General features: G+C 60.1%; 15 protein-coding genes. 5 read left to right on the forward strand and 10 right to left on the reverse strand.

Annotated features, from left to right (window positions below; genetic code table 11):
• Nucleotides 1-23 precede the first annotated feature (23 nt).
• The 10 genes from nuoH to BSR28_RS09155 form a co-directional block, all read right to left on the reverse strand.
• Nucleotides 24-1,349, reverse strand: coding sequence for an NADH-quinone oxidoreductase subunit NuoH (gene nuoH / locus BSR28_RS00875; protein ID WP_073708563.1), 1,326 nt, complete (start codon nucleotides 1,347-1,349; stop codon nucleotides 24-26).
• The gene (locus BSR28_RS00880; RefSeq protein WP_073713048.1) at nucleotides 1,346-3,919 is read right to left on the reverse strand and encodes an NADH-quinone oxidoreductase subunit G; all 2,574 of its coding nucleotides are present in this window, start codon (nucleotides 3,917-3,919) and stop codon (nucleotides 1,346-1,348) included. The genes nuoH and BSR28_RS00880 overlap by 4 nt, the downstream gene beginning before the upstream one ends.
• Nucleotides 3,916-5,247 carry an NADH-quinone oxidoreductase subunit NuoF gene (gene nuoF / locus BSR28_RS00885; RefSeq protein ID WP_073708561.1) on the reverse strand — a complete coding sequence of 444 codons (1,332 nt, stop codon included), beginning with the start codon at nucleotides 5,245-5,247 and terminating at the stop codon, nucleotides 3,916-3,918. The genes BSR28_RS00880 and nuoF overlap by 4 nt, the downstream gene beginning before the upstream one ends.
• A gap of 3 nt (nucleotides 5,248-5,250) precedes the next feature.
• The gene (nuoE, locus tag BSR28_RS00890) at nucleotides 5,251-5,952 is read right to left on the reverse strand and encodes an NADH-quinone oxidoreductase subunit NuoE (protein WP_073708560.1); all 702 of its coding nucleotides are present in this window, start codon (nucleotides 5,950-5,952) and stop codon (nucleotides 5,251-5,253) included.
• Nucleotides 5,952-7,298, reverse strand: a complete 1,347-nt coding sequence (locus BSR28_RS00895; protein ID WP_073708559.1) for an NADH-quinone oxidoreductase subunit D — start codon at nucleotides 7,296-7,298, stop codon at nucleotides 5,952-5,954. The genes nuoE and BSR28_RS00895 overlap by 1 nt, the downstream gene beginning before the upstream one ends.
• Nucleotides 7,298-8,053: an NADH-quinone oxidoreductase subunit C gene (locus tag BSR28_RS00900; RefSeq protein WP_073713049.1), complete on the reverse strand. Its 756-nt coding sequence runs from the start codon at nucleotides 8,051-8,053 to the stop codon at nucleotides 7,298-7,300. Before BSR28_RS00900 ends, BSR28_RS00895 begins: the two co-directional genes overlap by 1 nt.
• Nucleotides 8,050-8,604, reverse strand: a complete 555-nt coding sequence (locus BSR28_RS00905) for an NADH-quinone oxidoreductase subunit B (protein ID WP_073708557.1) — start codon at nucleotides 8,602-8,604, stop codon at nucleotides 8,050-8,052. The genes BSR28_RS00900 and BSR28_RS00905 overlap by 4 nt, the downstream gene beginning before the upstream one ends.
• Before the next feature lie 32 nt (nucleotides 8,605-8,636).
• Nucleotides 8,637-8,996: an NADH-quinone oxidoreductase subunit A gene (gene ndhC / locus BSR28_RS00910; RefSeq protein ID WP_073708556.1), complete on the reverse strand. Its 360-nt coding sequence runs from the start codon at nucleotides 8,994-8,996 to the stop codon at nucleotides 8,637-8,639.
• A 67-nt stretch (nucleotides 8,997-9,063) separates the two neighbouring features.
• On the reverse strand, nucleotides 9,064-10,338 hold the full coding sequence (locus tag BSR28_RS00915; protein WP_073708555.1) for a geranylgeranyl reductase family protein: 1,275 nt from the start codon (nucleotides 10,336-10,338) through the stop codon (nucleotides 9,064-9,066).
• A gap of 283 nt (nucleotides 10,339-10,621) precedes the next feature.
• Nucleotides 10,622-13,081, reverse strand: a complete 2,460-nt coding sequence (locus BSR28_RS09155) for a 6-phosphofructokinase (RefSeq protein ID WP_269148040.1) — start codon at nucleotides 13,079-13,081, stop codon at nucleotides 10,622-10,624.
• Nucleotides 13,082-13,499: 418 nt separating this feature from the next.
• Here BSR28_RS09155 and BSR28_RS08790 point away from each other — a divergent pair, with 418 nt between their 5' ends.
• The 5 genes from BSR28_RS08790 to BSR28_RS00955 all read left to right on the forward strand — a co-directional run bounded on the left by BSR28_RS08790 (nucleotide 13,500) and on the right by BSR28_RS00955 (nucleotide 21,937).
• On the forward strand, nucleotides 13,500-15,488 hold the full coding sequence (locus tag BSR28_RS08790) for a S8 family peptidase (RefSeq protein WP_198928895.1): 1,989 nt from the start codon (nucleotides 13,500-13,502) through the stop codon (nucleotides 15,486-15,488).
• The gene (locus BSR28_RS00940) at nucleotides 15,488-16,024 is read left to right on the forward strand and encodes a hypothetical protein (RefSeq protein WP_073713050.1); all 537 of its coding nucleotides are present in this window, start codon (nucleotides 15,488-15,490) and stop codon (nucleotides 16,022-16,024) included. The genes BSR28_RS08790 and BSR28_RS00940 overlap by 1 nt, the downstream gene beginning before the upstream one ends.
• 174 nt (nucleotides 16,025-16,198) lie before the next feature.
• Nucleotides 16,199-17,962 (forward strand): ABC transporter ATP-binding protein, encoded by a 1,764-nt coding sequence (locus tag BSR28_RS00945; protein WP_073713051.1) that lies wholly within the window; start codon nucleotides 16,199-16,201, stop codon nucleotides 17,960-17,962.
• Complete coding sequence (locus BSR28_RS00950; RefSeq protein ID WP_073708551.1) at nucleotides 17,959-19,923, forward strand: ABC transporter ATP-binding protein; 1,965 nt, start codon at nucleotides 17,959-17,961, stop codon at nucleotides 19,921-19,923. Before BSR28_RS00945 ends, BSR28_RS00950 begins: the two co-directional genes overlap by 4 nt.
• Before the next feature lie 322 nt (nucleotides 19,924-20,245).
• The gene (locus BSR28_RS00955) at nucleotides 20,246-21,937 is read left to right on the forward strand and encodes a hypothetical protein (protein WP_073713052.1); all 1,692 of its coding nucleotides are present in this window, start codon (nucleotides 20,246-20,248) and stop codon (nucleotides 21,935-21,937) included.
• Nucleotides 21,938-22,224: the final 287 nt, after the last annotated feature.

Genomic DNA, 22,224 nt, shown 5'->3' on the forward strand with positions numbered 1-22,224 from the left:
TTCGATTTTCTGTGGCTTCTTGCTCATGCCTGACCTCCTTCGGGGGTTGCGGCGGTTTTAACCAGTGCGTCTTCGGTCTTGGTGCGGCCGGCACGGGGCGAGGGCGGGAGGCTCTGGCCCGGTAGCGGCGGCACGGGGTAGCCACCGGCGAAGGCGTCAAATTCGCCTTCGGGTTCTTCTTCGATTTCCTTCTTATCGGGGATCACGGCGAGGATGCCAGCGATCACCAGGAAGACCACGGCGATACCCATTAGTAGGACGTTGTTGTTGACCTCTAGGAAGGCGGTGACAGCCTGCATGGTGGCGACTAGGACGAACCAGGCTAGGGAGATCGGGATGAGTAGCTTCCAGCCTAGCTTCATGAACTGGTCGTAGCGGAAACGTAGTAGCGTACCGCGGGTCCAGATCATGAGGAACATGAAGAACCAGAGCTTGCCGATGAACCAAAGCATGGGCCACCAGCCTTCGTTGAAGCCGGCGTAGAGGTATTCCAAGCCGAAGGGGGCGTGCCAACCACCGAAGAATAGCGTGGTGGCAACGGCCGAAACGTTAAACATGTTGATGTATTCGGCTAGGAAGAACCAGGCGAACTTCATGGACGAGTATTCGATCATGTGACCGGCTACTAGTTCACCTTCTGCTTCGGGAAGGTCGAAGGGTAGACGGTTGACTTCGCCGACCATGGAGATGACGTAGATGATGAACGAGGGCGCTAGCGCGAAGGCCCACCAGACGCGGTCCTGGGCGGCGACGATCTCTGAGGTCGACATAGAGCCGGACAGTAGGAATACGGTCACGATCGACAGTGACATGGACAGTTCGTAAGAAACCACCTGGGCGGCGGAACGAACGGAGCCCAGTAGCGGGAAGGTGGAGCGGGTTGACCAACCACCTAGCACGATGCCGTACACACCGAGGGCGGAAATCGCCAAGATGTATAGGGTCGCAGAGGGCATATCCATGAGCTGTAGCGGCGTGGAGTAGCCGAAGAAGTTTACATTCGGGCCCATGGGGATGACCGCGAAGATCATGAAGGCACAGAACGCGGCGATCGTGGGTGCCAAGATGTAGATGAACTTATCTGACTTCTTGGTCCAGATGTCTTCCTTGGTCAGTAGTTTGACCGCGTCCGCGATGGCCTGGAACAGGCCGAAGGGGCCGTGGACGTTGGGGCCAGGACGGGTCTGCATGCGACCTAGTCCGCGTCGTTCGACCCAGAGGGCCATGAGGACGGAGAGGATGAGGAAGACAATGATGAAGACCGCTTTGATGACGGACAGCCACCAGGTTTCCTGGCTGAAGTCCGCGGGCACAAATTCATTTGGTCCGAGGGGGAAGATTGCGTTCACTTGCGTACCTCCAGCACGGTGAGGTTTACCAGGGTGCCGTTGGCGCCCAGCGTTTCGTGGACGTTGGTACCGTTGTTTTGCGGTACCCAAACGACCTTATCTGGCATGGTGGTCAGTACGACGGGCAGTTCTAGGCTTCCCAGCTCGGTGCTGAGTTGCAGGGTCTGTCCGGCGCTGATGCCCAGTTGTTCTGCAGTTCCCCGGGAGATCCGGGCGATCGGCCGGCGGGCGGAGGCCCGCAGGTCGGTGGCGCCCGCTAGGGTGAGGGCGTCGTCGACTAGCAGCTTGTTGGTGGAGAGGACGGCCTGTCCGGGCTGGACCTGCGGTAGCGGGGCTGCCGGGGCGTTGGGGGCGCTGGTGCGCTGTCCGTCCCATTCCATTAGTTCGTTGACTTCAGCGTAGAGGTCCTTGAGGGTGTCAATGCCCAGTTCCACGCCGGCCGCACGGGCCACGCGGGTCAGGACCTGACGGTCGTCAAGGGCCGTGGAGGATAGTGCCTGGCCGAAGGGGCGTAGGCGACCTTCCCAGTTGATGAAGGTACCGGGCTTCTCAACCGGCGGGGCCACGGGTAGGACCACGTCGGCTAGTTCGGTAGCTTCGGTCTGGTTGACTTCGAGGCTGACCACGAAGGTGTCCTTGAGGGCTGCGCGGGCTTCGGCCGGGTTCGGGAAGTCGCGCAGGTCGACGCCGCCTAGGAAGACGGTGTCGAGGGCGCCTTCGCGGGCGGCACTGAGGATGGCCAGCGCGTCACGTCCGGTGGTGGACGGTAGTTCAGCACCCCAGGCGGTGATTAGGTCAGCGCGGGCGGAAGCGTCAGCGACGGTACGACCGAAGGGTAGTAGGTTCGGCAGGGTACCGGCTTCGACGCCGCCGCGTTCACCGGCACGACGCGGGACCCACGCGAGGCGGGCGTTGGCGCGGGCGGCTAGGCGGCTGAGGGCGCTTAGTAGGCCACGGGTCTGGGCGGCACGTTCACCGACTAGGAGCACTCCCCCGTTGAGTTCCTCTAGCAGGTCAGCTAGCGGAGCCCCGGCGGCAATCGCGTCCACAACTTCCGGTTCGGTTCCCGGGGCGGCCTGCACTAGCTTGGCAGAGAGCTTGAGGGAGCCGTTGCTTAGGTAGGGGGCGATGGTGGTGACCTTGACGCCACCGGCGCGGACGCCCTTGCGGAGGCGTAGGAACACGGAAGCACATTCGTCTTCGGTTTCTAGGCCCACGAGCAGGACGTGACCGGCGTTTTCGAGTTCACCGTAGGTGACACCTAGACCGGTGCCGGCAACCTCGGACCCTAGGAAGCTAAGTTCTTCTTCGGAACCGAAGCGGACGCGGTGATCAATGTCGTTGGTGCGTCCTACGACGCGGGCGAACTTGGCCCAGGCGTAGGCGTCTTCGAAGGTGAGGCGGCCACCGGGTAGGTAGGCGGTGCGCTGGTCGGCGGCCACGCGGGCGGCCACTAGGCGCAGGGCCTCGTTCCAGGAGGTTTCTACCAGTTCGCCGTTTTCGTTGCGGACTAGCGGAGTGCGTAGTCGCTGCGGCTGGTCTTGCCAGGTGTAGGCGAAACGGTCCTTATCCGAAATCCACTCTTCGTTGACCTGGGGGTCTTCACCGGCTAGGCGGCGAGTAACGTGACCACGGCGGGCGTCAATGCGAATCGCGGCACCGGAGGCGTCGTGTTCGGTGACAGACGGGGTGGAGACCAGGTCGAAGGGGCGTGAGCGGAAGCGGTAGCTGGCGGAGGTTAGTGCGCCAACGGGGCAGATCTGGATGACGTTGCCTGAGAAGTAGGAGGCGAAGGGTCGTCCGGATTCGTCTAGCTCGCCCTCGTGGGTGGGACCGAAGTTGGTCGAGCCAATCACGCCGGGTAGGCCAGCAGGGCCGGCGTACTTTTCAGTGCCGGAGAGCTGGTTGCCGGTGGGGTTGGTGTCAGAGTCGGTGAAACCTAGGACCTGAGTGTCGAAGGTGCCGATCTGTTCGCCCATGTGTAGGTGGTGGTCGACCGGGGAGGAGCCACCGCCACGGCCCTGGAGGGCAATGAAGGGGTCACCGGCGATCTGGTCGGCGAAGCGGACGCAACGCTGGCAGAGGATGCAGCGTTCGCGGTCCAGTAGGATCTGGCTGGTCAGGGTGATCGGCTTGGGGAAGAGGCGCTTCGCGTCGGTGAAGCGGGAGTCTTCGCGGCCGTTCGCTAGGGCCTGGTTCTGGAGGGGGCATTCGCCGCCCTTGTCACAGACGGGGCAGTCTAGCGGGTGGTTGATCAGCAGGAATTCCATGACGCCGCGCTGTGCTTTGGCGGCGACTTCGCTGGTGCGCTGGGTGTTGACCACCATGCCGGGCATGACGGTCATGGTGCAGGAGGCCTGCGGCTTGGGGAAGGGACGGACGTTGCCTTCACGGTCCGGGGCGGCGACCTCTACTAGGCACTGGCGGCAGGCGCCGGCCGGCTTGAGCAGCGGGTGGTCACAGAAGCGGGGAATGCGGATTCCGGCTTGTTCTGCGGCCCGGATGATCAGCGTGCCGGCGGGCACTTCGACGGCTTTTCCGTCGATGGTCAGTGATACCAGGTTGCTCATCGGTTTCCTTCCTTGTTGTTGAAGACCGAGGACGCTTCGTAGGGGAAGAGTTCGCGGGCGGGCGTGGTGAGGCCGGCTTCGAATTCTTCGCGGAAGCGCTTGATGCCAGAGGAGATCGGGGTGGCTGCGGCGTCGCCGAGGGCGCAGAAGCTCTTTCCGGCAATGTTTCCGGCTACGTCTAGTAGTAGGTCGATATCCCCGGGTTGGCCCTGTCCGGCTTCTAGGCGCAGCATGACCTGCTTGAGCCAGTAGGTACCTTCACGGCAGGGGGTGCACTTACCACAGGATTCGTGTTGGTAGAACTCGGTCCAGCGGGCGATTACGCGCACCACCGAGGTGGTTTCGTCGAAGACCTGCAGCGCGCGGGTACCCAGCATGGAGCCGGCCGCACCGACAGATTCGTAATCGAGCGGGATGTCGAGTTCTTCTTCGGTAAAGATCGGGGTGGAGGAACCACCGGGGGTCCAGAACTTTAGCTTGTGTCCGTCGCGGATACCGCCGGCCATTTCGATTAGTTCCCGCATGGTGATACCGAAAGGAGCTTCGAACTGTCCGGGGTGCTTGACGTGTCCGGAGATGGAGAAGATGCCGTGACCCTTGGACTTTTCGGTGCCCATAGCGCCGAACCATTCGTTGCCGTTCCGTAGGATACCGGGGACGGAGGCGATGGATTCGACGTTGTTGACCACGGTGGGGCGGGCGTAGAGGCCGGCGACCGCGGGGAACGGGGGCTTGAGTCGGGGGTGACCGCGGCGTCCTTCTAGGGAGTCTAGGAGGGCGGTTTCTTCACCACAGATGTAGGCGCCAGCGCCGGCGTGGACGGTGATTTCTAGGTTGAAGTCACCGTTGGGGCCAACGCCCTGGCCGATGAGGCCGGCTTCGCGGGCTTCACGAACGGCGTTCATGAGGCGGCGGTAGACGTGGACGACTTCACCACGTAGGTAGATGAAGGCGTGTTCACAGCGGATGGCGTGGGAGGTGATCGCAACGCCTTCGATGAGGACGTGCGGGTTGGCCATCATGGTGGGGATGTCTTTGCAGGTGCCGGGTTCGGATTCGTCGGCGTTGACCACTAGGTAGCGGGCTTTGCCGTCGTCCGGGGGCAGGAAGGACCACTTGAGGCCGGTGGGGAAGCCGGCGCCGCCACGACCGCGTAGGCCGGAGGCCTTGATCATGTCGACTAGTTCGGAGCGTTCCATTTTGAGGGCTTTTTCGAGGCCTTCGTAGCCGCCGTTTGCCCGGTAGGATTCGAGGTTCCAGGAGCGTTCCCGGTCCCACATGTCAGTGAGGACGGGGGTCAGCTTGGAAGCGGGTTTTACGATGCTCATCCGTCATTCCCCTTTCTGCTGATCGGTCAGGGCGTCGGGGGTGACTTCCGGCGCGGTCCACTGGTTTTCGCGGGCCAGGCGTAGGCCTAGGAGGGAGGCTTCGCCAGCGGCGGGTCCCTGGTTGGCTAGGCCGTCGTCGAATCCGGCGAGGGTGTGTGAGACTTCCTTGAAGGTGGGGACTTGGTCCGGGCCGCGGGTGGGTGCGACCGGGCGTCCGGCACGTAGGTCGTCAACTAGTTTGACGGCCTTTTCGGGGGTCTGGTTGTCGAAGAATTCCCAGTTGACCATGATTACGGGGGCGTAGTCACAGGCGGCGTTGCATTCGAGGCGTTCGATGGTGATCTTGCCGTCTTCGGTGGTTTCTTCGTGTCCGATTCCCAGGTGTTCGTGCAGGGTTTCGTAGATTTCGTCGCCACCCATGACGGCACAGAGTGCGTTGGTGCAAACGCCGACGGTGTAGTCACCGTTGGGGTGGCGCTTGTACTGGGTGTAGAAGGTGGCTACCGCAGAGACCTCGGGGCGGGTTAGGCCCAGCATGTCGGCGCAGAGGGTGATGCCGGCGGCGGTGATGAAGCCGTCCTCGGACTGCACTAGGTGCAGCATGGGCAGCAACGCGGAACGTTCGTGTCCGGCCGGGTAGCGGGACATGATTTCTGCGGCTTCGGCGCGTAGTCGCGCTTCAACTTCGGGAGCGTACGCGTTCATTAGCGGTCCACACCTCCAAGTACGGGGTCAACGGATGCAAGGGAGACAACCACGTCGGCCAGCTGGCCGCCTTCGGTCATCATGGCTAGAGACTGAAGGTTTGAGAAGGACGGGTCGCGGAAGTGTGCACGGTAGGGTCGGGTGCCACCGTCAGAGACTAGGTGGACGCCCATGATGCCCTTGGCGTGTTCAACGGTCTGGTAGACCTGGCCGGCGGGGACGTGGAAGCCTTCAGTGACCAGCTTGAAGTGGTGGATGAGGGATTCCATGGATTCGCCCATGATTTCGCGGATGTGTTCCAGCGAGTTGCCCTGGCCGTCAGCAGAGACGGACAGTTGGGCGGGCCAGGCGATCTTCTTGTCTTCGACCATGACCGGGGCGCCGTTGCAGGCGTCTAGGCGGTCTAGGCACTGGTAGACGATGCGCAGGGATTCGTAGCATTCTTCGAATCGCACCTGCACACGGTTGTAGGCGTCCGACTTGTCCCGGACGGGGACGTTGAAGTCGAAGGTTTCGTAACCGCAGTAGGGGCGCATCTTACGCATGTCTAGCGGTAGGCCGGCAGCGCGGATGCAGGGACCGGTTAGGCCTAGGGCCAGGCCGGCAGCTAGCGGCATGTAGCCGACGTCTACGTGACGGGCCTTGAAGATCGGGTTTTCTTGGGTTAGTGCCTGTAGCTGGCCAATGTCGCGGCGCAGTGAGGGCAGTAGTTCGCGGGCCCAGTCGGTGGTGCCCGGGGGTAGGTCCTGGGCGACGCCGCCGGGGCGTAGGTACGCGTGGTTCATGCGTAGGCCGGTGACGGATTCGAAGATGCGCAGGACGTTTTCGCGGCCACGGAAGGCGATGGTCATCATGGTGGTGGCGCCCATTTCGTTACCACCGGAGCCGATTGCCACTAGGTGGGAGGCAATGCGGTTGAGTTCCATCATCATGACGCGAATCAGGTTGGCACGTTCGGGGATCTGGTCCGTGATGCCTAGGGCCTTTTCGACGGCTAGGACGTAGGCGGCCTCGTTGAACATGGGGGCGACGTAGTCCATACGGGTCGCGAAGGTGGAGCCCTGCGCGAAGGTACGGTATTCCATGTTCTTTTCGATACCGGTATGTAGGTAGCCGGTGCCGACGCGTAGTTCACGGACGGTTTCGCCGTCGATTTCTAGGATTAGACGCAGCACGCCGTGGGTGGACGGGTGGACCGGACCCATGTTGACGACGATGCGTTCAGATGAGAGCTTGTGGAGCTCGTTAACGATGTCATCCCAGTCGCCGCCGGAGGCGACGAGTTCGTTTAGGTCTTCTTCGTCCAGTGCCGGGCCGGTGGCGGTGAAGATTGGTTGCTGGCTCATCAGTTGTATGACCTCCGGGTATCGGCGGGCGGTACGGTGGCACCCTTGTATTCGACGGGAATGCCGCCTAGCGGGTAATCCTTACGCTGCGGGTGGCCTACCCAGTCATCGGGCATGGCGGTACGGGTGAGGTGCGGGTGGCCGTCGAAGACGATGCCCATTAGGTCCCAGGTTTCACGCTCATGCCAGTCGTTGCCGGGGTAGACGGGAACGACGGTGGGGATGTGCGGGTCACTGTCGGGGCAGGTGACCTCTAGTCGTAGCACCCGGTTGTGGGTGATCGACATGAGGTGGTAGACGGCGTGTAGTTCGGCGCCTTCCTGTGCCGGGTAGTGAACGCCAGAAACACCTAGGCAGAGTTCGAAGCGTAGGTCTTGGTCGTCACGTAGGTGCTGGCAGACCTGCAGGATGTGTTCGCGGGCCACGTAGATGGTCAGTTCGTCGTGGTCGACAACGACGCGCTGGATGACGTCACGGACGGCTAGGCCATCTTCGGTGAGTAGTTCTTCCAGGATGTCGACTACGGAGTCAAACCAGGAGCCGTAGGGTCGGGGGCTTTCACCGGGCAGCATGATCGGTTCGACTAGGCCACCGAAGCCGGTGGTGTCGCCGGAGCCGCCGTGGCTGAAGAGGCCGCGTCGCTCCCCCACCTGGGTGGGTTCGGGGGCGCTACGGAAGGCCTGCACGGAAGCGGCGGTGCCGCCCTCGGCGCTAATCTGGCCTTCTTCTAGGTTTTCGGGGAGGTTTTCGCTCATGCTAGCAGTCCCTTCATCTGGTGGGTCGGGGTGGCCTCTAGCGCGGCCTTTTCAGCGGCTCGGGCCGCAGCTACGCGGTCCACACCCAGCGGCTGGGTGCGCATGTAGTCGTGCAGGGTGAAGATGGCGTTTAGCAGAGCTTCGGGGCGGGGCGGGCAGCCGGGCAGGTAGACGTCCACGGGGACGATGTGGTCACAGCCCTGAACTACGGCGTAGTTGTTGAACATGCCGCCAGAGGAAGCGCAGGCACCCATGGAGATAACCCACTTGGGTTCGGGCATGGAGTCGTAGACGCGGCGGACGATCGGGGCCATGCGGTGTGAGACACGGCCAGAGACGATCATCAGGTCCGCGTGACGGGGGGAAGCGCGGAAGACTTCCATGCCGAAGCGGGAGATGTCATAGCGGGGTGTACCGGTAGCCATCATTTCGATCGCGCAGCAGGCTAGACCCATGGTGACAGGCCAGACGGAGGCTTTACGGGCCAGACCTAGGACCTTTTCCACGCTGGTTAGCGCAATGCCGGCGGGGAGTTTTTCTTCAATACCCATTTATTTTCCCTTTTATCCTTTGGTCGTTCCGTTCAGTCCCATTCGAGGCCGCCGCGGCGCCACTCGTATACGAAGGGGATGGTGATGAGGGCGACGAAGGTCATCATGAAGATGAAGACGACGCCACCTAGGCCCACGAAGTTCACTACCCACGGGTACATGAAGACCACTTCGATGTCGAAGATGATGAAGGTCATGGCCACGAGGTAGTACTTGACGGGGAAACGTCCGGAGGTTTCCTGGTGGGGTGCGGGGTCAATACCGCACTCGTAGTTTTCGGTTTTTACCCGGTTCTTCTTACTGGGACCCAGAATCGCGGATGCGCCTAGACCGCCGAGGGCTAGGACTAGGGCCGCAATCGCCATAATCAGTAGTGGCAAGTAACCGTTCATTTGGTCTCCTTAATTGAGGTGACTAGGTTTTCCCGAAGGTACCGGGTGAGTTTTTGGCGGTGGTTCATCATGCGGAAGGCACCACCTTAGCAAGAGTCTGGATGATGCGGTCGTTGAGGTCGCCACCTTGGCGCTCGTAACCGTCAGAGAGCAGCTTGTGCACCAGTTTCATTAGGTGCTTGCGCGGCAGCCCGTATTTGGTGCAGGCGCGCATGATTTGGGGTTTTTCGATGAGGCGCACGAAGATGCGTCCCAGCGTGTAGTAGCCACCCAGCTGCTGTTTGAGGGCTTGCGGGTAGGCTTCCATAGCCAAGTCGAAACCGTGGATGGTCTGGCGGGAGCGAGCCGAAGCGTAGGCCTGGGCTAGGTAGCGTCCAGCGGCTAGGGCCGGGGCAATGCCTTCCCCATTGAAGGGGGATACAAGGCCGGCGGCGTCACCGGTAATGGCTAGGCCGGCATGGTACTGCGGCTTACGGTTGAAGCACATGGGTAGCGCGGCAGAGCGTAGCGGCCCGTCTTGGTTTTCGGGGGTGAAGCCCCATTCTTCGGGTAGGTTCTGGGTCCAGGCTTGGAAGATCTGCTTGTAGGGCAGTTTGGTGGCCGCCTTGGTGGAAGAGACGGAGCCTAGGCCAACGTTGACTCGTCCATTTCCGAGGGGGAAGATCCAGCCGTATCCGGGTAGTAGGTTGGATTCTCCGGGCTTGCCGTCCCATAGTTCTAGGTGTGAGATCATCCAGTCCGTGTCACCTAGGGGTGAGGTGAAGTAGGTGCGGGCGGCCACGGCCATAGGGCGCTTTTCGAGGGCGGTCCGGCCGGCACTGGTGGCTAGGCGGGCGGCGACGCCGCCGGCGTCGACTACTAGGCGGGCGCGGTATTCGTAGGTTTCGGCGTCTTGACCGCGGCCCTTTTGGCCCTTGGCGCCAATTACGCGACCGTCGTGGTCGGTGATGAGTTCGTTGACGGTGACGCCTTCGATTAGTTCGGCGCCGGATTTAACGGCGTGGCGGACTAGTTCTTCGTCTAGTTCCATGCGGGAGCGGGCCATGCCGAAGCCGGGTAGGCTGCGCTGTTCGGGCCAGGGGAATTTGATGTCGTGTCCCCCACCGACTACTTGGAGGCCTAGGTTGCGCATCCAGCCGTCGGTGTTGATACCCATGAGGGCTAGTTCGTTAACGGCTGCGGGGGTGAGGCCGTCACCGCAGATTTTGTCGCGGGGGAAGACTGCTTTGTCGACTAGGGTGACCTGTACGCCCTGTTGGGCTAGGTAGTGCGCAGCTGAGGAACCGGCCGGGCCGGCACCGACGATTAGCACGTCGGTCTCATGCTGGTTGTGACTGGGCACCTTACTGTCTTTCTAGTTCTTAAAGCTATAGTTTCAGTCGACTCACGGCGCACGGGACCTAGGCCCTACGCACACTGCAAGCCACATTCAAGCCTAACGGTTTCTGCAAGCACTGCACTAGATAGGGGACTTTTAGGCGAAATCTCAACAAAAAGCACCTTATATATAAAGAACACAACCTATATATAAGAAAACATCCCCCTTGCTTAATTCAGGTCTTCACGTAAGGAAGCCAACAATTATTGGTAGCAAGAGGGATGTTTATTCAGTTTTTCAAAGCGCCTCAGGCGTCCGCGATCGGGATCGCGTGCGGTTCCCCGCTGATGCGAGAAGGCATGGAAACCACCTCGGAAACCGGACGCAAGCCCATCCACCACTGGAAGCGCGGGCGGCGGTTTTCAACCTCAACGACCTCCATCATGCGGTCAATGGGGGCGGTCTCAATCGCGTCCTCGGTCAGGCCAATGTAAACAGCCTTCGCGGCCGGCGGGACCCGACGAGCCAAACCGTGACCGGCGGCCTCGTTAAGGGCATCTTCTTCGACCAGGGTGCGCTCTACCCAGTCCATCGCGTGGAAGACTAGGCGGGTTGCCAGTAGACGGTCGAAGGGGGTTGGCGAGCCACCCTGCTGCAGGTGACCCAGCGCGGTGTGGCGGACGTCGTAGAGGCCACGGCCTTCGCTTTCGAAGACGCGAGCTAGGAAGTCGCGGTTGTAAAGCTTGGAGGCTTCCTCATTGACTAGGACCATGAATAGGCGGCGGCCACCCTCGAAGGACTCGCGCATGCGCAGGGCGTCACGGTTAAGCTGCTCCAGGGTCAGGCCGTCTTCGTGCAGGTAGGTAAGTTCCGCACCAGAAGCGATACCAGACATGAGGGCCAGGTAGCCGCAGCGGCGACCCATGGTTTCAGCCACGAAGCAACGGCGGGAAGCGGCGGCGGATTCCTTGATCCGGTCTAGGGCCCAAACCGCGTTGTTTAGTGCGGTATCGGCGCCGATCGACAGTTCTGAACCGGGTAGGTTGTTGTCGATGGAGGCCGGGACGCAGATGATCGGAATATTGAAGGCCTGGTAGCGTTCGCGTTCCTTGACCAGCTCGTAGGCGGACAGGTAGGCATTGAAGCCACCGATGATGATCATGGCGTCAATATTGTTGTTTTCAATGGCGCGACCTAGGGAGTAGAGTTCCTCGACGGTCGGGACGGGGCGGCGGGTACCTAGTTCGGCACCACCTTCGAAGGCCCAGCCTTCGACGCCATCCCAGCTGAGTTCCTCGACCTTATTGTCGATCAGGCCCTTGAAGGAGCCCTGGACACCCAGGACGGTCATGCCCTTGTCGATGCCAATGCGGACGGCCGCGCGAGCGGCGGTATTCATACCGGGGGCTAGACCGCCAACGTGTAGGACGGCGACGCGCTTGCCGGCGGCGGGGCGGCTGGCTTCTTCCCAGGCGTGCCCCGGGGACGAGGCCGCTTCCGGGCTCTGCGCGGCCACGTGATCTAGGACCGCGTTGCGGGCGTGCTCAACCTTGCCGGTGGTCTGCTCTAGTTCCGCCAGGCGCTGCTGGGCCGGGGGTTCGACGCAGTCGGTTCCCAGGGCCTTGTTGGCCGGGGCGTAGGACGGCGGGGTGGACATGATGCGGTTGATCTGGATCATCTGCGCGAAAGAGGAACCACGCAGGCGCACGGCCGAGGTGTAGTCGCCTTCCTTGATCAGGCCCGCGACGGAGCGGGTGTCCTTCACGGCCTTCATCATGTCGATGCGGGCCACGCGGTTGTGGCGGACACCCAGGATCTGGGGTTCGTCTTCGGGGGTGGCGCGCAGGACTTCTTGGACGGCAGCGTAGCCAAGGACGGTACTCATCCAGCGGTCGTAGGCGCTGGGGGAACCACCGCGCTGGACGTGACCCAGGATGGTGACGCGGACGTCCTCGTTCATCTTTTCGGAAAGGACGTCGGCGACGTGTTGGGAGGTAATGGGGTTGCCGTGACGGTCTTGAGCGCCCTCGGCCACTAGGACTAGGGAGTCGCGACGACCGGCGGCACGACCTACGCGCAGTTTGTTGGCTAGTTCGTCTTCCCAGCCATCTTCCGGCGGTACTTCGGGGATGAAGACGTAGTCGCAGCCGCCGGCAATACCGGCCATGAGGGGCAGGTAACCGCAGTGTCGACCCATGACCTCAACGACGAAGGTGCGCTGGTGGGAGGCGGCGGTAGAAGAGATGGCGTCGATGGCGTCGACGATGCGGTGTAGGGCAGAGTCCGCACCGATGGTCATGTCGGAGCCGACTAGGTCATTGTCGATGGAGCCGACTAGGCCGCAGATCATGAGGTTGGGGTGGGCGTCGGCCTGTTCGGCGGTGATTTCGCCCATTTCCTTTAGTTCACTGATCAGTTGGGGCCAGAGGAGGCGGAATTCGTTGGTGCCGGTGAGGGAGCCGTCACCACCGATAACGATTAGGCGGTCGATGCCGTAATCAATTAGGTTCTTGGCGGCGCGACGCATACCTTCGTGTTCACGGAAGTCTTTGGAGCGGGCGGTACCAATGACGGTGCCACCCTTATTGAGGATGGAGGAGACGTCGGACCAGCCGAGGGGGCGGATGCGGTCTCCCCCGTCGCAGGCTCCCTGCCAGCCTTCCATGATGGCGCAGGGCTGGACACCCATGGCTAGGGCGGTACGGGCAACGGCGCGGACGGCAGCGTTCATGCCTTGGGCGTCGCCACCGCTGGTTAGTAGGCCAATTCGGTGCGAGGTGGGCGAGTTGGAGCCGTCGGCGGCGACGGTTTCGACCTCGTCTTTACTGGCCGGACGTGGATGGATATCTGATTCTTGGAGCTGGTCTAGCAGTTCTTCAGTTTCGGGGTTCTGGGCCGGTGAGCTCACGAATCCTCCTCGATTACGGTTGGCGGTTGACGCTATTCCCTTCAAGTTTCTCACCATAGGTGGGGAAATGCATAGGTATTTAACAGCTTATGCATCAGGTCACAGTTTTCGCTATTCTAAAAAAGTAGATTGCGCAGAAATTGGCAATCTAATACTTTTTAGCTGATTAGTTCGGCTGAGAAATTTTTACTTTTGTTAGTAACTATTTCGGACTAGAAGTCATTTTGACTGTTTTTCAGCAAAAAACCCGATATTCAATCTAAAAGAGGGGGATAGCGTGAAAAGAACTTACGCGACTCTAGCAGTGGCCGCTTTGGCAGCGACTGTACTTGTCCCCGTAAGCGCCCAGGCTGAAGCCGATACCCATCCTGTATCTACGTCAGCTGACACTTACGGTCAGAAGCTAACTAAGCGCTTCGTGGTGAAGTTCAAGGAAGGCACCCGTGACGCTCGGACTGTTACTGATTCCAGCCGTCATGAAAATACCGCCCAGAAGCTCAGCTCCAGCACGCAAGATCGCGTAGCCCGGGCCGCTTCCCAGGCTGGTACCCAGGTTGAAGGCGGCAAGGCTGCCCTACCTTCGATTACCACCATTGAACTAAAGAAGCCCCTAAATGAGGCTGACGCTAAGCGCTTCATGGAGCGTGTTTCCGCTAACCCCAACGTCGAATACGTCGAACCCGACATTGAGGTTAAACAGCTTGCCGAAGTCAGTGAAGAAACCCCTGAAGCTCCGAACGATCCCCGTTTCGAAGAACAGTGGTCTCTACACAAGGAATGGGGCATTGATGTGCAGGGCGCATGGCGTCACACCAAGGGTCGCGGCGCGACTGTCGCCGTCATTGACTCTGGCATCATCAACCACCCCGACCTACGTGATCGCTACCTAGGCGGTTACGACTTCATTTCCAGTGCCCGGATTTCTCGTGACGGCGATGGCCGTGACGACGACCCGAATGATGAGGGCGACTGGACTGAAAAGGATGCTTGTGGTTACAACAAGCCTGACCGCTTCATTTCTTCCTCTTGGCACGGTTCGCACGTGGCCGGCATCATTGCTGCCACCCAGAACAACCGCGAAGGCATTTCGGGTATTGCTCCCGAAGCTAGCCTGATTCACGCCCGCGCCCTAGGTAAGTGCGGTGGTACCTCTGCTGATATTGCCGCTGCTATTACTTGGGTTTCCGGCGGTAAGGTCCCAGGCGTACCGGTAAACGAACACCCCGCTAAGGTCATCAATATGTCCCTAGGTGGCGCTTCGAACACCTGCCCTCGCTACTACCAGGATGCGATTAACGAAGCTACCCGCCGCGGTGCCGTAATCGTGGTGGCTGCTGGTAATGAGGCTAAGGATGCCCGCAACTCCGTTCCCGCTAACTGCGATAACGTGATCACCGTGGCTGCTTCTGGTCCGACCGGTAAGCTTTCCTACTTCTCTAACTACGGACGTCGGATTGACTTGACTGCCCCCGGTGGCGATGCCCACTACAAGAACGGCACGATTCTTTCCACCGTGGACTCTGGTCGCACCACTCAGCGTTCCTTCACCTACGGTCAGATGCAGGGCACCTCTCAGGCTGCTCCGCACGTCGCTGGTGTCGCTACCCTACTGAAGGCTATGGATCCCGATCTGACCTTCGATGAGGTCCGTGACCTGCTGACTGAGAACACCAAGCCGCTAGCTTCTTGCACCAAGGGCTGTGGCACTGGGCTTTTGAACGCTAAGAAGGCTACCGATGCCCTAGCTGAACAGTTGGGTGAGACTCCGGAACCGACCCCGGCCCCCAAGCCGACCCCGAAGCCAGATCCCAAGCCCGCTCCGAAGCCAGACCCGAAGCCGGCACCTAAGCCGACCCCGCAGCCTGACCCGAAGCCGACCCCGCAGCCCGATCCGAAGCCGACCCCGCAGCCCGATCCGAAGCCGACCCCGCGTCCGGATCCCAAGCCGACTCCGGTTACCAACCCGAGCCTATTCATGTCTCAGTACTACCTCTACCAGGGTGGCAGCACTGAGGTTCGTGGTTACAACTTCACCCCGAATGCTCGGATTACCTTCTACGTTGATAACCAGCGTTCCTACCTAGGCTCTGCCTACGCTGACCGTTTCGGTATGGTCCGCGTCCCGTGGCGCCTGTCCTACTACATCAGTGCGGGCTCGCACAACCTGATTGCGGTTGATTCCAAGACCACTAGGGTTGCGACTACTTCCTTCACTGTTCGTAGCCGCAGCTACTACAACGGCGGTTACTACCGCTGGTGGCGCTGATGCGAATGACGCGAAAAGGAGCAGCTCTAGCCCTCACGTTCCCCCTGGTGTTTGGACTGGGTGCGTGTAGTTCGGCAGCAGACGAAGCGAAGACCCCGGAATCGGGCACTTCGAAGACTGTTTCCGCTACTCCCAGCCCTAACCCCAGCGAGGAAACCGTGAAACCACCTCAGAGTCAATCCGTTCCGCTAACGCCAGAAGGCACTGCCGAACCGGGCTCTGGTTCTTCCCCGGCGGGCACGCCCGCCCCAGGAACCGGGCAGCCGGCCAGTTTCGACCTGGAACTGAACCCAAAGGATCCCATTGTAGAAGGATTCCAGGACGGTCAGGTACCACTGGCTTTTGATGCCAAGCTCAAGGAACTAGCCCAGAAGCACAAGTGTGAAAGTGACTCCGTTGCCATTGGCAGCACCACTTTCATTACCTGGTCGCTGAACTGTGCTGACCTGAACGAGCTCGAGGCGCTAGCTAAGGAATTAGCTGCGCAGCCTGAGATCGATCACGTCACGCCCGGCGTTCGGATGTCGAACCGCTAAGGCAAGCAAAACTAGATAAATCCCCCGTCAGTCCTCCTTGGAGGCACTGGCGGGGGATTTCTTTAACCCAGCTCACATCCTATGTGAGATGCCCAAAAGAAGCGCCCTTTTTCTACCAGTTTCGGTTCTGAAAACTCCGGTCAGGAGTAGCATCTATAGGTAGAAAGGATTTTTATGCTCTTTAGACTTCTAAAGTACTATGCAAAACCCTATAAGTGGGAAATCCTGCTAGTGGTTTTCTTGCAGATCGTACAAACAATTGCCAACCTCTGGTTGCCATCACTTAACGCCGACATTATTGATAAGGGCGTTGTCACCGGTGATACCGGAAAGATCATGTACTACGGCTGGATCATGCTGGGGATGACCGGCATTCAGCTACTGGCCAGCCTAATGGCCCTGTACTTTGGGGCGCGCACCGGTACTCGCATGGGTCACGATATTCGCCGCGATACCTTCGCGACCGTGCAGAAATTCTCCCGCACGGAAATGCACGATTTCGAGGCTGCGTCCCTGATTACCCGCGCCACCAACGATATTCAGCAGATTCAGGGCCTGACCATTATGGGCCTGACCTTCATCATCATGTCCCCCATTATGGGTATTGGTGGCGTCATTATGGCTATCCGTCAGGACGCCGGACTGTCCCTACTACTAGTCGTGGTGGTCCCACTATTGGCTGTGGTCATGGGCATTTTGATGTACAAACTCCAGCCCCTGTTCAAGCTGTCCCAGAAGCGTACGGACGCCATCAACGCGGTCCTGCGTGAGCAGCTGACCGGTGCCCGCGTAATCCGCGCCTTTGTCCGTCAAGAAGCCGAAAGTGAACGCTTCAATACGGCCAACCAGAACCTGCGCGATACCAACCTTGGTATCGGTAAGGTCTTCTCCATTATGAACCCGGCCGTGAACCTTATTATTGGCCTGGCGTCCTCGGCCGTGATCTGGTTCGGCGCGATCCGGATTGACTCGGGGAATATGGAAGTGGGCGCGATGGTCGCCTTCTTGAACTACCTGATGCAGATCTTCTTCGCGGTCATGGTCTTGTCCTTCATGTTCATGATGATCCCGCGCGCGGCTGTGTGTGCGGACCGTTGCGGTGAGGTCCTGAAGACCAAGCCCGTGATTTCCTCTGACGAGGGCGCAATTAAGCTACCCGCCCCGCAGGCGGATTCCACCCCCACAACCTTCGCGTTCGAGGACGTGTCCGTCCAGTACCCGGGTGCGGAAGTTCCCGTGATCGCCGGGATTTCGGCGGTCCTGAAGCCGGGGACGACCACCGCGGTGATCGGTTCGACCGGTTCGGGTAAGTCCACGTTGGCGGCCCTGCTACCTCGCCTAATCGATCCGTCTGAGGGCCGGATTAGCGTGAATGATAAGGACCTGCGTGAGTACGACCTGCCCACGCTGCGTCAGCATATTGCTTACGTCCCGCAGACCGCGTACCTGTTCTCTGGGACGATCGCTTCTTCGGTCGCCTCCCTACCGGAGGATCAGATTACTGATCAGGTGAAGGAGCGGGTGCGTTTCGCGCTCGAGGCCGCGCAGGCTTGGGAGTTTGTCTCTCGCCTAGATGACGGCATGGATGCGCACGTGGATACGGGCGGTAAGAACTTCTCTGGCGGTCAGCGTCAGCGCCTGACCATTGCGCGGGCCCTGTACCGTCACGCGGACCTGTACATTTTTGATGATTCTTTCTCTGCCCTGGACTATGCGACGGAGGCTCGCCTACGTGCGGCCCTGCCCGAGGCGATTGGGGACGCGGCCGTGTTTATGGTCGCCCAGCGCGTATCCACCATTGAGCTGGCGGACCAGATCATGGTCATTGATGCCGGTCGCCTGGTGGGCTTGGGTAAGCATCAGGAACTACTAGAGACCTGTGAGACGTATAAGGAAATCGTTGATTCCCAGATCGATGCAGAGGAGGCCGCCAAATGAGTCATCATGGTCGGGGCGCTGACCCCACACGTAAGACCAAAGACTTCAAGGGCACGATGCTGCGCCTGATCCTTTGGTTGAAACCGGAACGACTACGTCTAAACCTGATCCTGCTATTTACCGCCCTGGCGGTGGCCGGATCTGTGGCTGCCCCGAAGATCCTGGGTAATGCTACGAATATTGTCTTTGAGGGGATCTTTAACTCGAAGATGCCCGCCGGGGTCACTAAAGCCCAGCTGATTGCGGGCCTGAAGGCTCAGGGTAAGGGCGATATTGCCTCCATGGTGGAAGCCATGAACCTGAACCCGGGGGCGGGCACGGACTGGAATGCCCTAGCCAAGACCCTGGGTTTGGTTGTGGCGATCTATGTAGCGTCCTCGGTAATTTCCTTTATTGCCGGCCTGATGATGCGTATCGTGGTGCAGAATACCGGTTACCGTATGCGCCGCCAGGTGCAGGATAAGATCGACCGGGTGACCCTGGCGTACCTGGATGGGTCTTCGCGTGGTGACCTGCTTTCGCGCGTTACCAACGATATTGACAATATTACGCAGACGCTGATGCAGACCATGACGCAGCTGCTGACCAGCATTTTGACGCTGTTTGGCATGCTGGGCATGATGTTCTGGATCTCTTGGCAGTTGGCGCTACTGACCCTGATTATCATCCCCTTCGCGATGATCATTGGTGGGTTCGTGGTGAAGAAGGCCAAACCGCACTTCTCTGCCCAATGGAAGGCCACCGGCCAGGTTTCGGGCGTGGTTGAAGAGGCCTTCACCGGCCAGGAAGTGACCACCCTGTACGGGCTGCAGGAGCAGTTCGCACAGAACTTTGAGGCCGCGAACTCGCAGGTTCAGCAGTCCACCTTTAAGGCGCAGTTCTTCTCTTCTGCGATGATGCCGCTAATGGTGCTGCTGTCGAACCTCGCGTACGTGATGATCGCGGTGGCCGGCGGCTATAAGGTTGCCTCGGGCACCATGACCCTGGGTGACGTGCAGGCCTTCATTCAGTACTCGCGTCAGTTCACTCAGCCGCTTTCGACCCTGGCGTCGATGGCTTCGATGCTACAGTCTGGCGCGGCCAGTGCGGAGCGTGTCTTTGAGTTCCTGGATGCCGAAGAGCTCAGCGATGATGTGCGTACGGAGCAAGACCGTGCAGCCGGGGCTCCGCATGAGGATCCCGCCCAGGACGGTAAGGACCTGGCGGTTTCCTTCCGCGACGTGGACTTCAGCTACGTGCCCGGCAAGCCGATCATTACCGACTTGACCCTGGAGGTTCCGCGCGGTCACACGGTCGCGATCGTGGGCCCGACGGGTGCCGGTAAGACCACCCTGGTGAACCTGCTGATGCGTTTCTATGAGATTGACTCGGGCGCGATCTATGTGGACGGGATTAATACGCTGGATTTGAAGCGTGATGACCTGCGTTCCCGCATTGGCATGGTGCTGCAGGATACTTGGCTGTTCACCGGTTCCATTATGGAAAACCTGGCCTTTGGTAAGGTCGGGGCCACGGAAGAAGAGGTCATTGCCGCAGCGAAGGCCACCAATGTGGACCGCATTATCCGCTCCCTGCCCGATGGCTACCAGACACACTTGGATGAGTCCGGTGGCGGTATTTCGAATGGTGAGCGTCAGCTTCTGACCATTGCTCGTGCCTTCCTGGCCGACCCGCAGATTCTGATACTGGATGAGGCAACCAGCTCCGTCGATACTCGTACCGAAGTGCTGGTGCAGCATGCCATGAACAAACTGCGTTCGGGTCGTACCAGTTTCGTCATTGCCCACCGCCTGTCCACGATTCGCGATGCGGACCTGATCGTGGTGATGGAGAACGGTAACGTCGTGGAGCAGGGTACCCACCGGGAGCTGCTGGCCGCCAATGGCGCTTACCGTCGCCTGCATGATGCGCAGCTGAATGCCGGGACGGAAGCCGATACGGGTGAGGCCCTAATGGACTAGGGGCTCCCCCCATTACCTAGACCGGTTTAAGCCCGGCTAAGCGTGACCGCGTCCTTTTGCCTTTTGGCGAGGGCGCGGTTTTGCTTTCCCCAAAGCCGCCCATACGGGTGAGGCCCCAAAGCAGTCTCTATTCCTCCCGGGTGTGTGTGGGCGCTGCCGCCCTTGCGGGACAAGCCCGCAAATGCCCGACCGCACCCTCAGCACCCACCCACACTCCGGGAGGTAAGGTTTTGAGGTGGGATGGGGCCAGAAAATTACTGTCAGGTAGGCAGATACAGGCTCATATTTGACGACCTTGGGACCTACTGCTTTACTTGGAGACATGGATTACACTTTGGCAGATTTTTTGGTTGGCATGCCCGCTTGGCAGTGGCTGGTTGGCTCCGATGAGCAGCTGGCGCAGTTCGAGGCAGAACTAGCGGATCCGGGTTTGGATAAGGAGTCCCGGAAGGCCCTGCAGCAGCAGGTGGATGCGCTGCGTCCGTTTGCGTCCCGCTGGGAGGGCATTACGAACCCGTTTAAGGAGCCGTACTTGGCGGGCCAGGTGGCGATCACTCTAGCTGCTACTGATGACGAGGGCGTCCCGGCAGGCGCTTTTAAGTCGGTAACTTTGGACGGGTGGGCGACTTTTGAGGCGCTGCCGCCCGCTGATGATGTGCTGGTTTCTGGCCTGCCGGATTTGCCGTCTTTCCAGGTGGATTTTGCGCCTGAGGTGCGTGAGCGATGGCAGGCGGAGTTGGGTCTGTCGGGTCCGTTTACCACGCGTTGTTTTACGCCTTGGGACCCGGAGGTGAAGGGCCGCCAGCAGCTATTGTTTGTGGTTTTTGATGGGGATGGTCAACCCTGTTGGCACTTGAGTACGCCCTTAAATGCGCTCTATCCCCCGGTTGATTTTGAGGGCCAGTCCGGTACCCAGCCGGATACAGAAAGCCAGTTGGAGGCGCAGGGCCCGGAGGTCATTCGTGCCCATGAGCCGCAGGTGTGGTTGCAGAATCCGCTGGCCAGCTACACCGGTAGCAGCCTGTTTGTTGACGCCTCTGGCGTGCAGGTGGAGGCCCCGGGTGCGCTTTCGACTGAGCCTTGGTTGGGGCAGGTGGATTGGCCGGCAGCCCGGCCGGGCTCGGACGCCGCGGGCGCAGCATTGCAGCTGAAGCATCCGTTGACCTGTGGGGTGCCGGAGCGGTTCACCCTGATTTTCGCCACCGCCCTTTTGGCCACACTGCGCCTGTTTGAAGCTGAAGGTGGCAGCTTGAGCAAGCTGGCGAAGGCTTTTGAGACTCGTCCCCCGAAGGCTTATGTGAAGGCCCAGAAGTTGCCAGAGGATAAGCAGTGGAAGTGGGCGCAGAAGCTGCCCTTCCATAAGGAGTTTAAGGCCGCCTTGAAGGCCCGCCGCGCTGCCACTCCCCTAGCTTTGGATGCCTTGGGTCCGGTCGTGGAGGGGGATCCGCAGCGCGTGACCGAGTTGCGTTTTGCTCGCACTAGTCGCCTGTCGGAGACGGTTTTGTCTTCGGACCTGGGTGATTTCATGGTGGTCTCTAGCCGCTTTAGCGCTTCGGCCCGTTTTGATTGCGACCCGCTGTTAATTAGCCGGGAGCGCTTCGGGGCTGAATCCGAGCTTCCCTCCCCTGCACCCGGTTTTGGACCCTTGGCGGGTAGTCGCCCGCACCTGTATGGGGGTGTGCCCACAGAGGCGGAGGCTGATACTTACGGTCAGCAGCATTCCGCTTGGTGTTTGGGCTTTGGTGAGCAGGGCGCCAGCGAGTTTTGGTCTTTTGAGCCGGAACTGCAGCAGCTTAGGTATTTCGATAAGCACCACTTGTCGGCTTGTGATTTCCAGGTGACCGACCGCGGGATTCAGATGGTCGTGTCTGGTCCGGGCGGGGTTCGGACCGTGCGCGCCGAGTACTTCTCTGAGGGTGACTATGGGGTGCTACGTTTTGACTCCGCCCTGTTTGCCACCCAGTTGCTCCCCGTGCTGGCGGGTATCGCCTGGTGGGAAGCAGCCCTACTCTAGGCGTCGCCCTTTCAAGGTGCCACCAGTTCGCTTTGTCAGCGTCAATTTAGCTTCTTGCGGGCGTTCGAGCCTACAACATTTTGGATTGTGCACCGGCCATCGAATCGCATTACCGGAGCACTTTCCGCTAGCAGGAAGGCCCTATCTAGAGTGTTATTTGCTTGTTGTAAAAGCAGGATTGCTCTGATTTTTACCCTGAAACTAGACTATAGTTAGGCTGTTATCTTATAACTGGTTCTTTCCATTTCGAGATCATCCTATCGGTACATCGATACTTAAGAAACCGC

This window comes from Boudabousia liubingyangii (genome assembly GCF_001907245.1).
Taxonomy (GTDB): domain Bacteria; phylum Actinomycetota; class Actinomycetes; order Actinomycetales; family Actinomycetaceae; genus Boudabousia; species Boudabousia liubingyangii.

Coding starts and splice junctions, on each gene's coding strand:
- BSR28_RS00880 (WP_073713048.1), bottom strand. CDS start 3,919: ATGAGCAACCTGGTATCACTGACCATCGACGGAAAAGCCGTCGAAGTG.
- BSR28_RS00900 (WP_073713049.1), bottom strand. CDS start 8,053: ATGAGCGAAAACCTCCCCGAAAACCTAGAAGAAGGCCAGATTAGCGCC.
- BSR28_RS00945 (WP_073713051.1), top strand. CDS start 16,199: ATGCTCTTTAGACTTCTAAAGTACTATGCAAAACCCTATAAGTGGGAA.
- BSR28_RS00955 (WP_073713052.1), top strand. CDS start 20,246: ATGGATTACACTTTGGCAGATTTTTTGGTTGGCATGCCCGCTTGGCAG.
- nuoE (WP_073708560.1), bottom strand. CDS start 5,952: ATGAACGCGTACGCTCCCGAAGTTGAAGCGCGACTACGCGCCGAAGCC.
- BSR28_RS00905 (WP_073708557.1), bottom strand. CDS start 8,604: ATGGGTATTGAAGAAAAACTCCCCGCCGGCATTGCGCTAACCAGCGTG.
- BSR28_RS00940 (WP_073713050.1), top strand. CDS start 15,488: ATGCGAATGACGCGAAAAGGAGCAGCTCTAGCCCTCACGTTCCCCCTG.
- BSR28_RS00895 (WP_073708559.1), bottom strand. CDS start 7,298: ATGAGCCAGCAACCAATCTTCACCGCCACCGGCCCGGCACTGGACGAA.
- BSR28_RS00950 (WP_073708551.1), top strand. CDS start 17,959: ATGAGTCATCATGGTCGGGGCGCTGACCCCACACGTAAGACCAAAGAC.
- nuoF (WP_073708561.1), bottom strand. CDS start 5,247: ATGAGCATCGTAAAACCCGCTTCCAAGCTGACCCCCGTCCTCACTGAC.
- ndhC (WP_073708556.1), bottom strand. CDS start 8,996: ATGAACGGTTACTTGCCACTACTGATTATGGCGATTGCGGCCCTAGTC.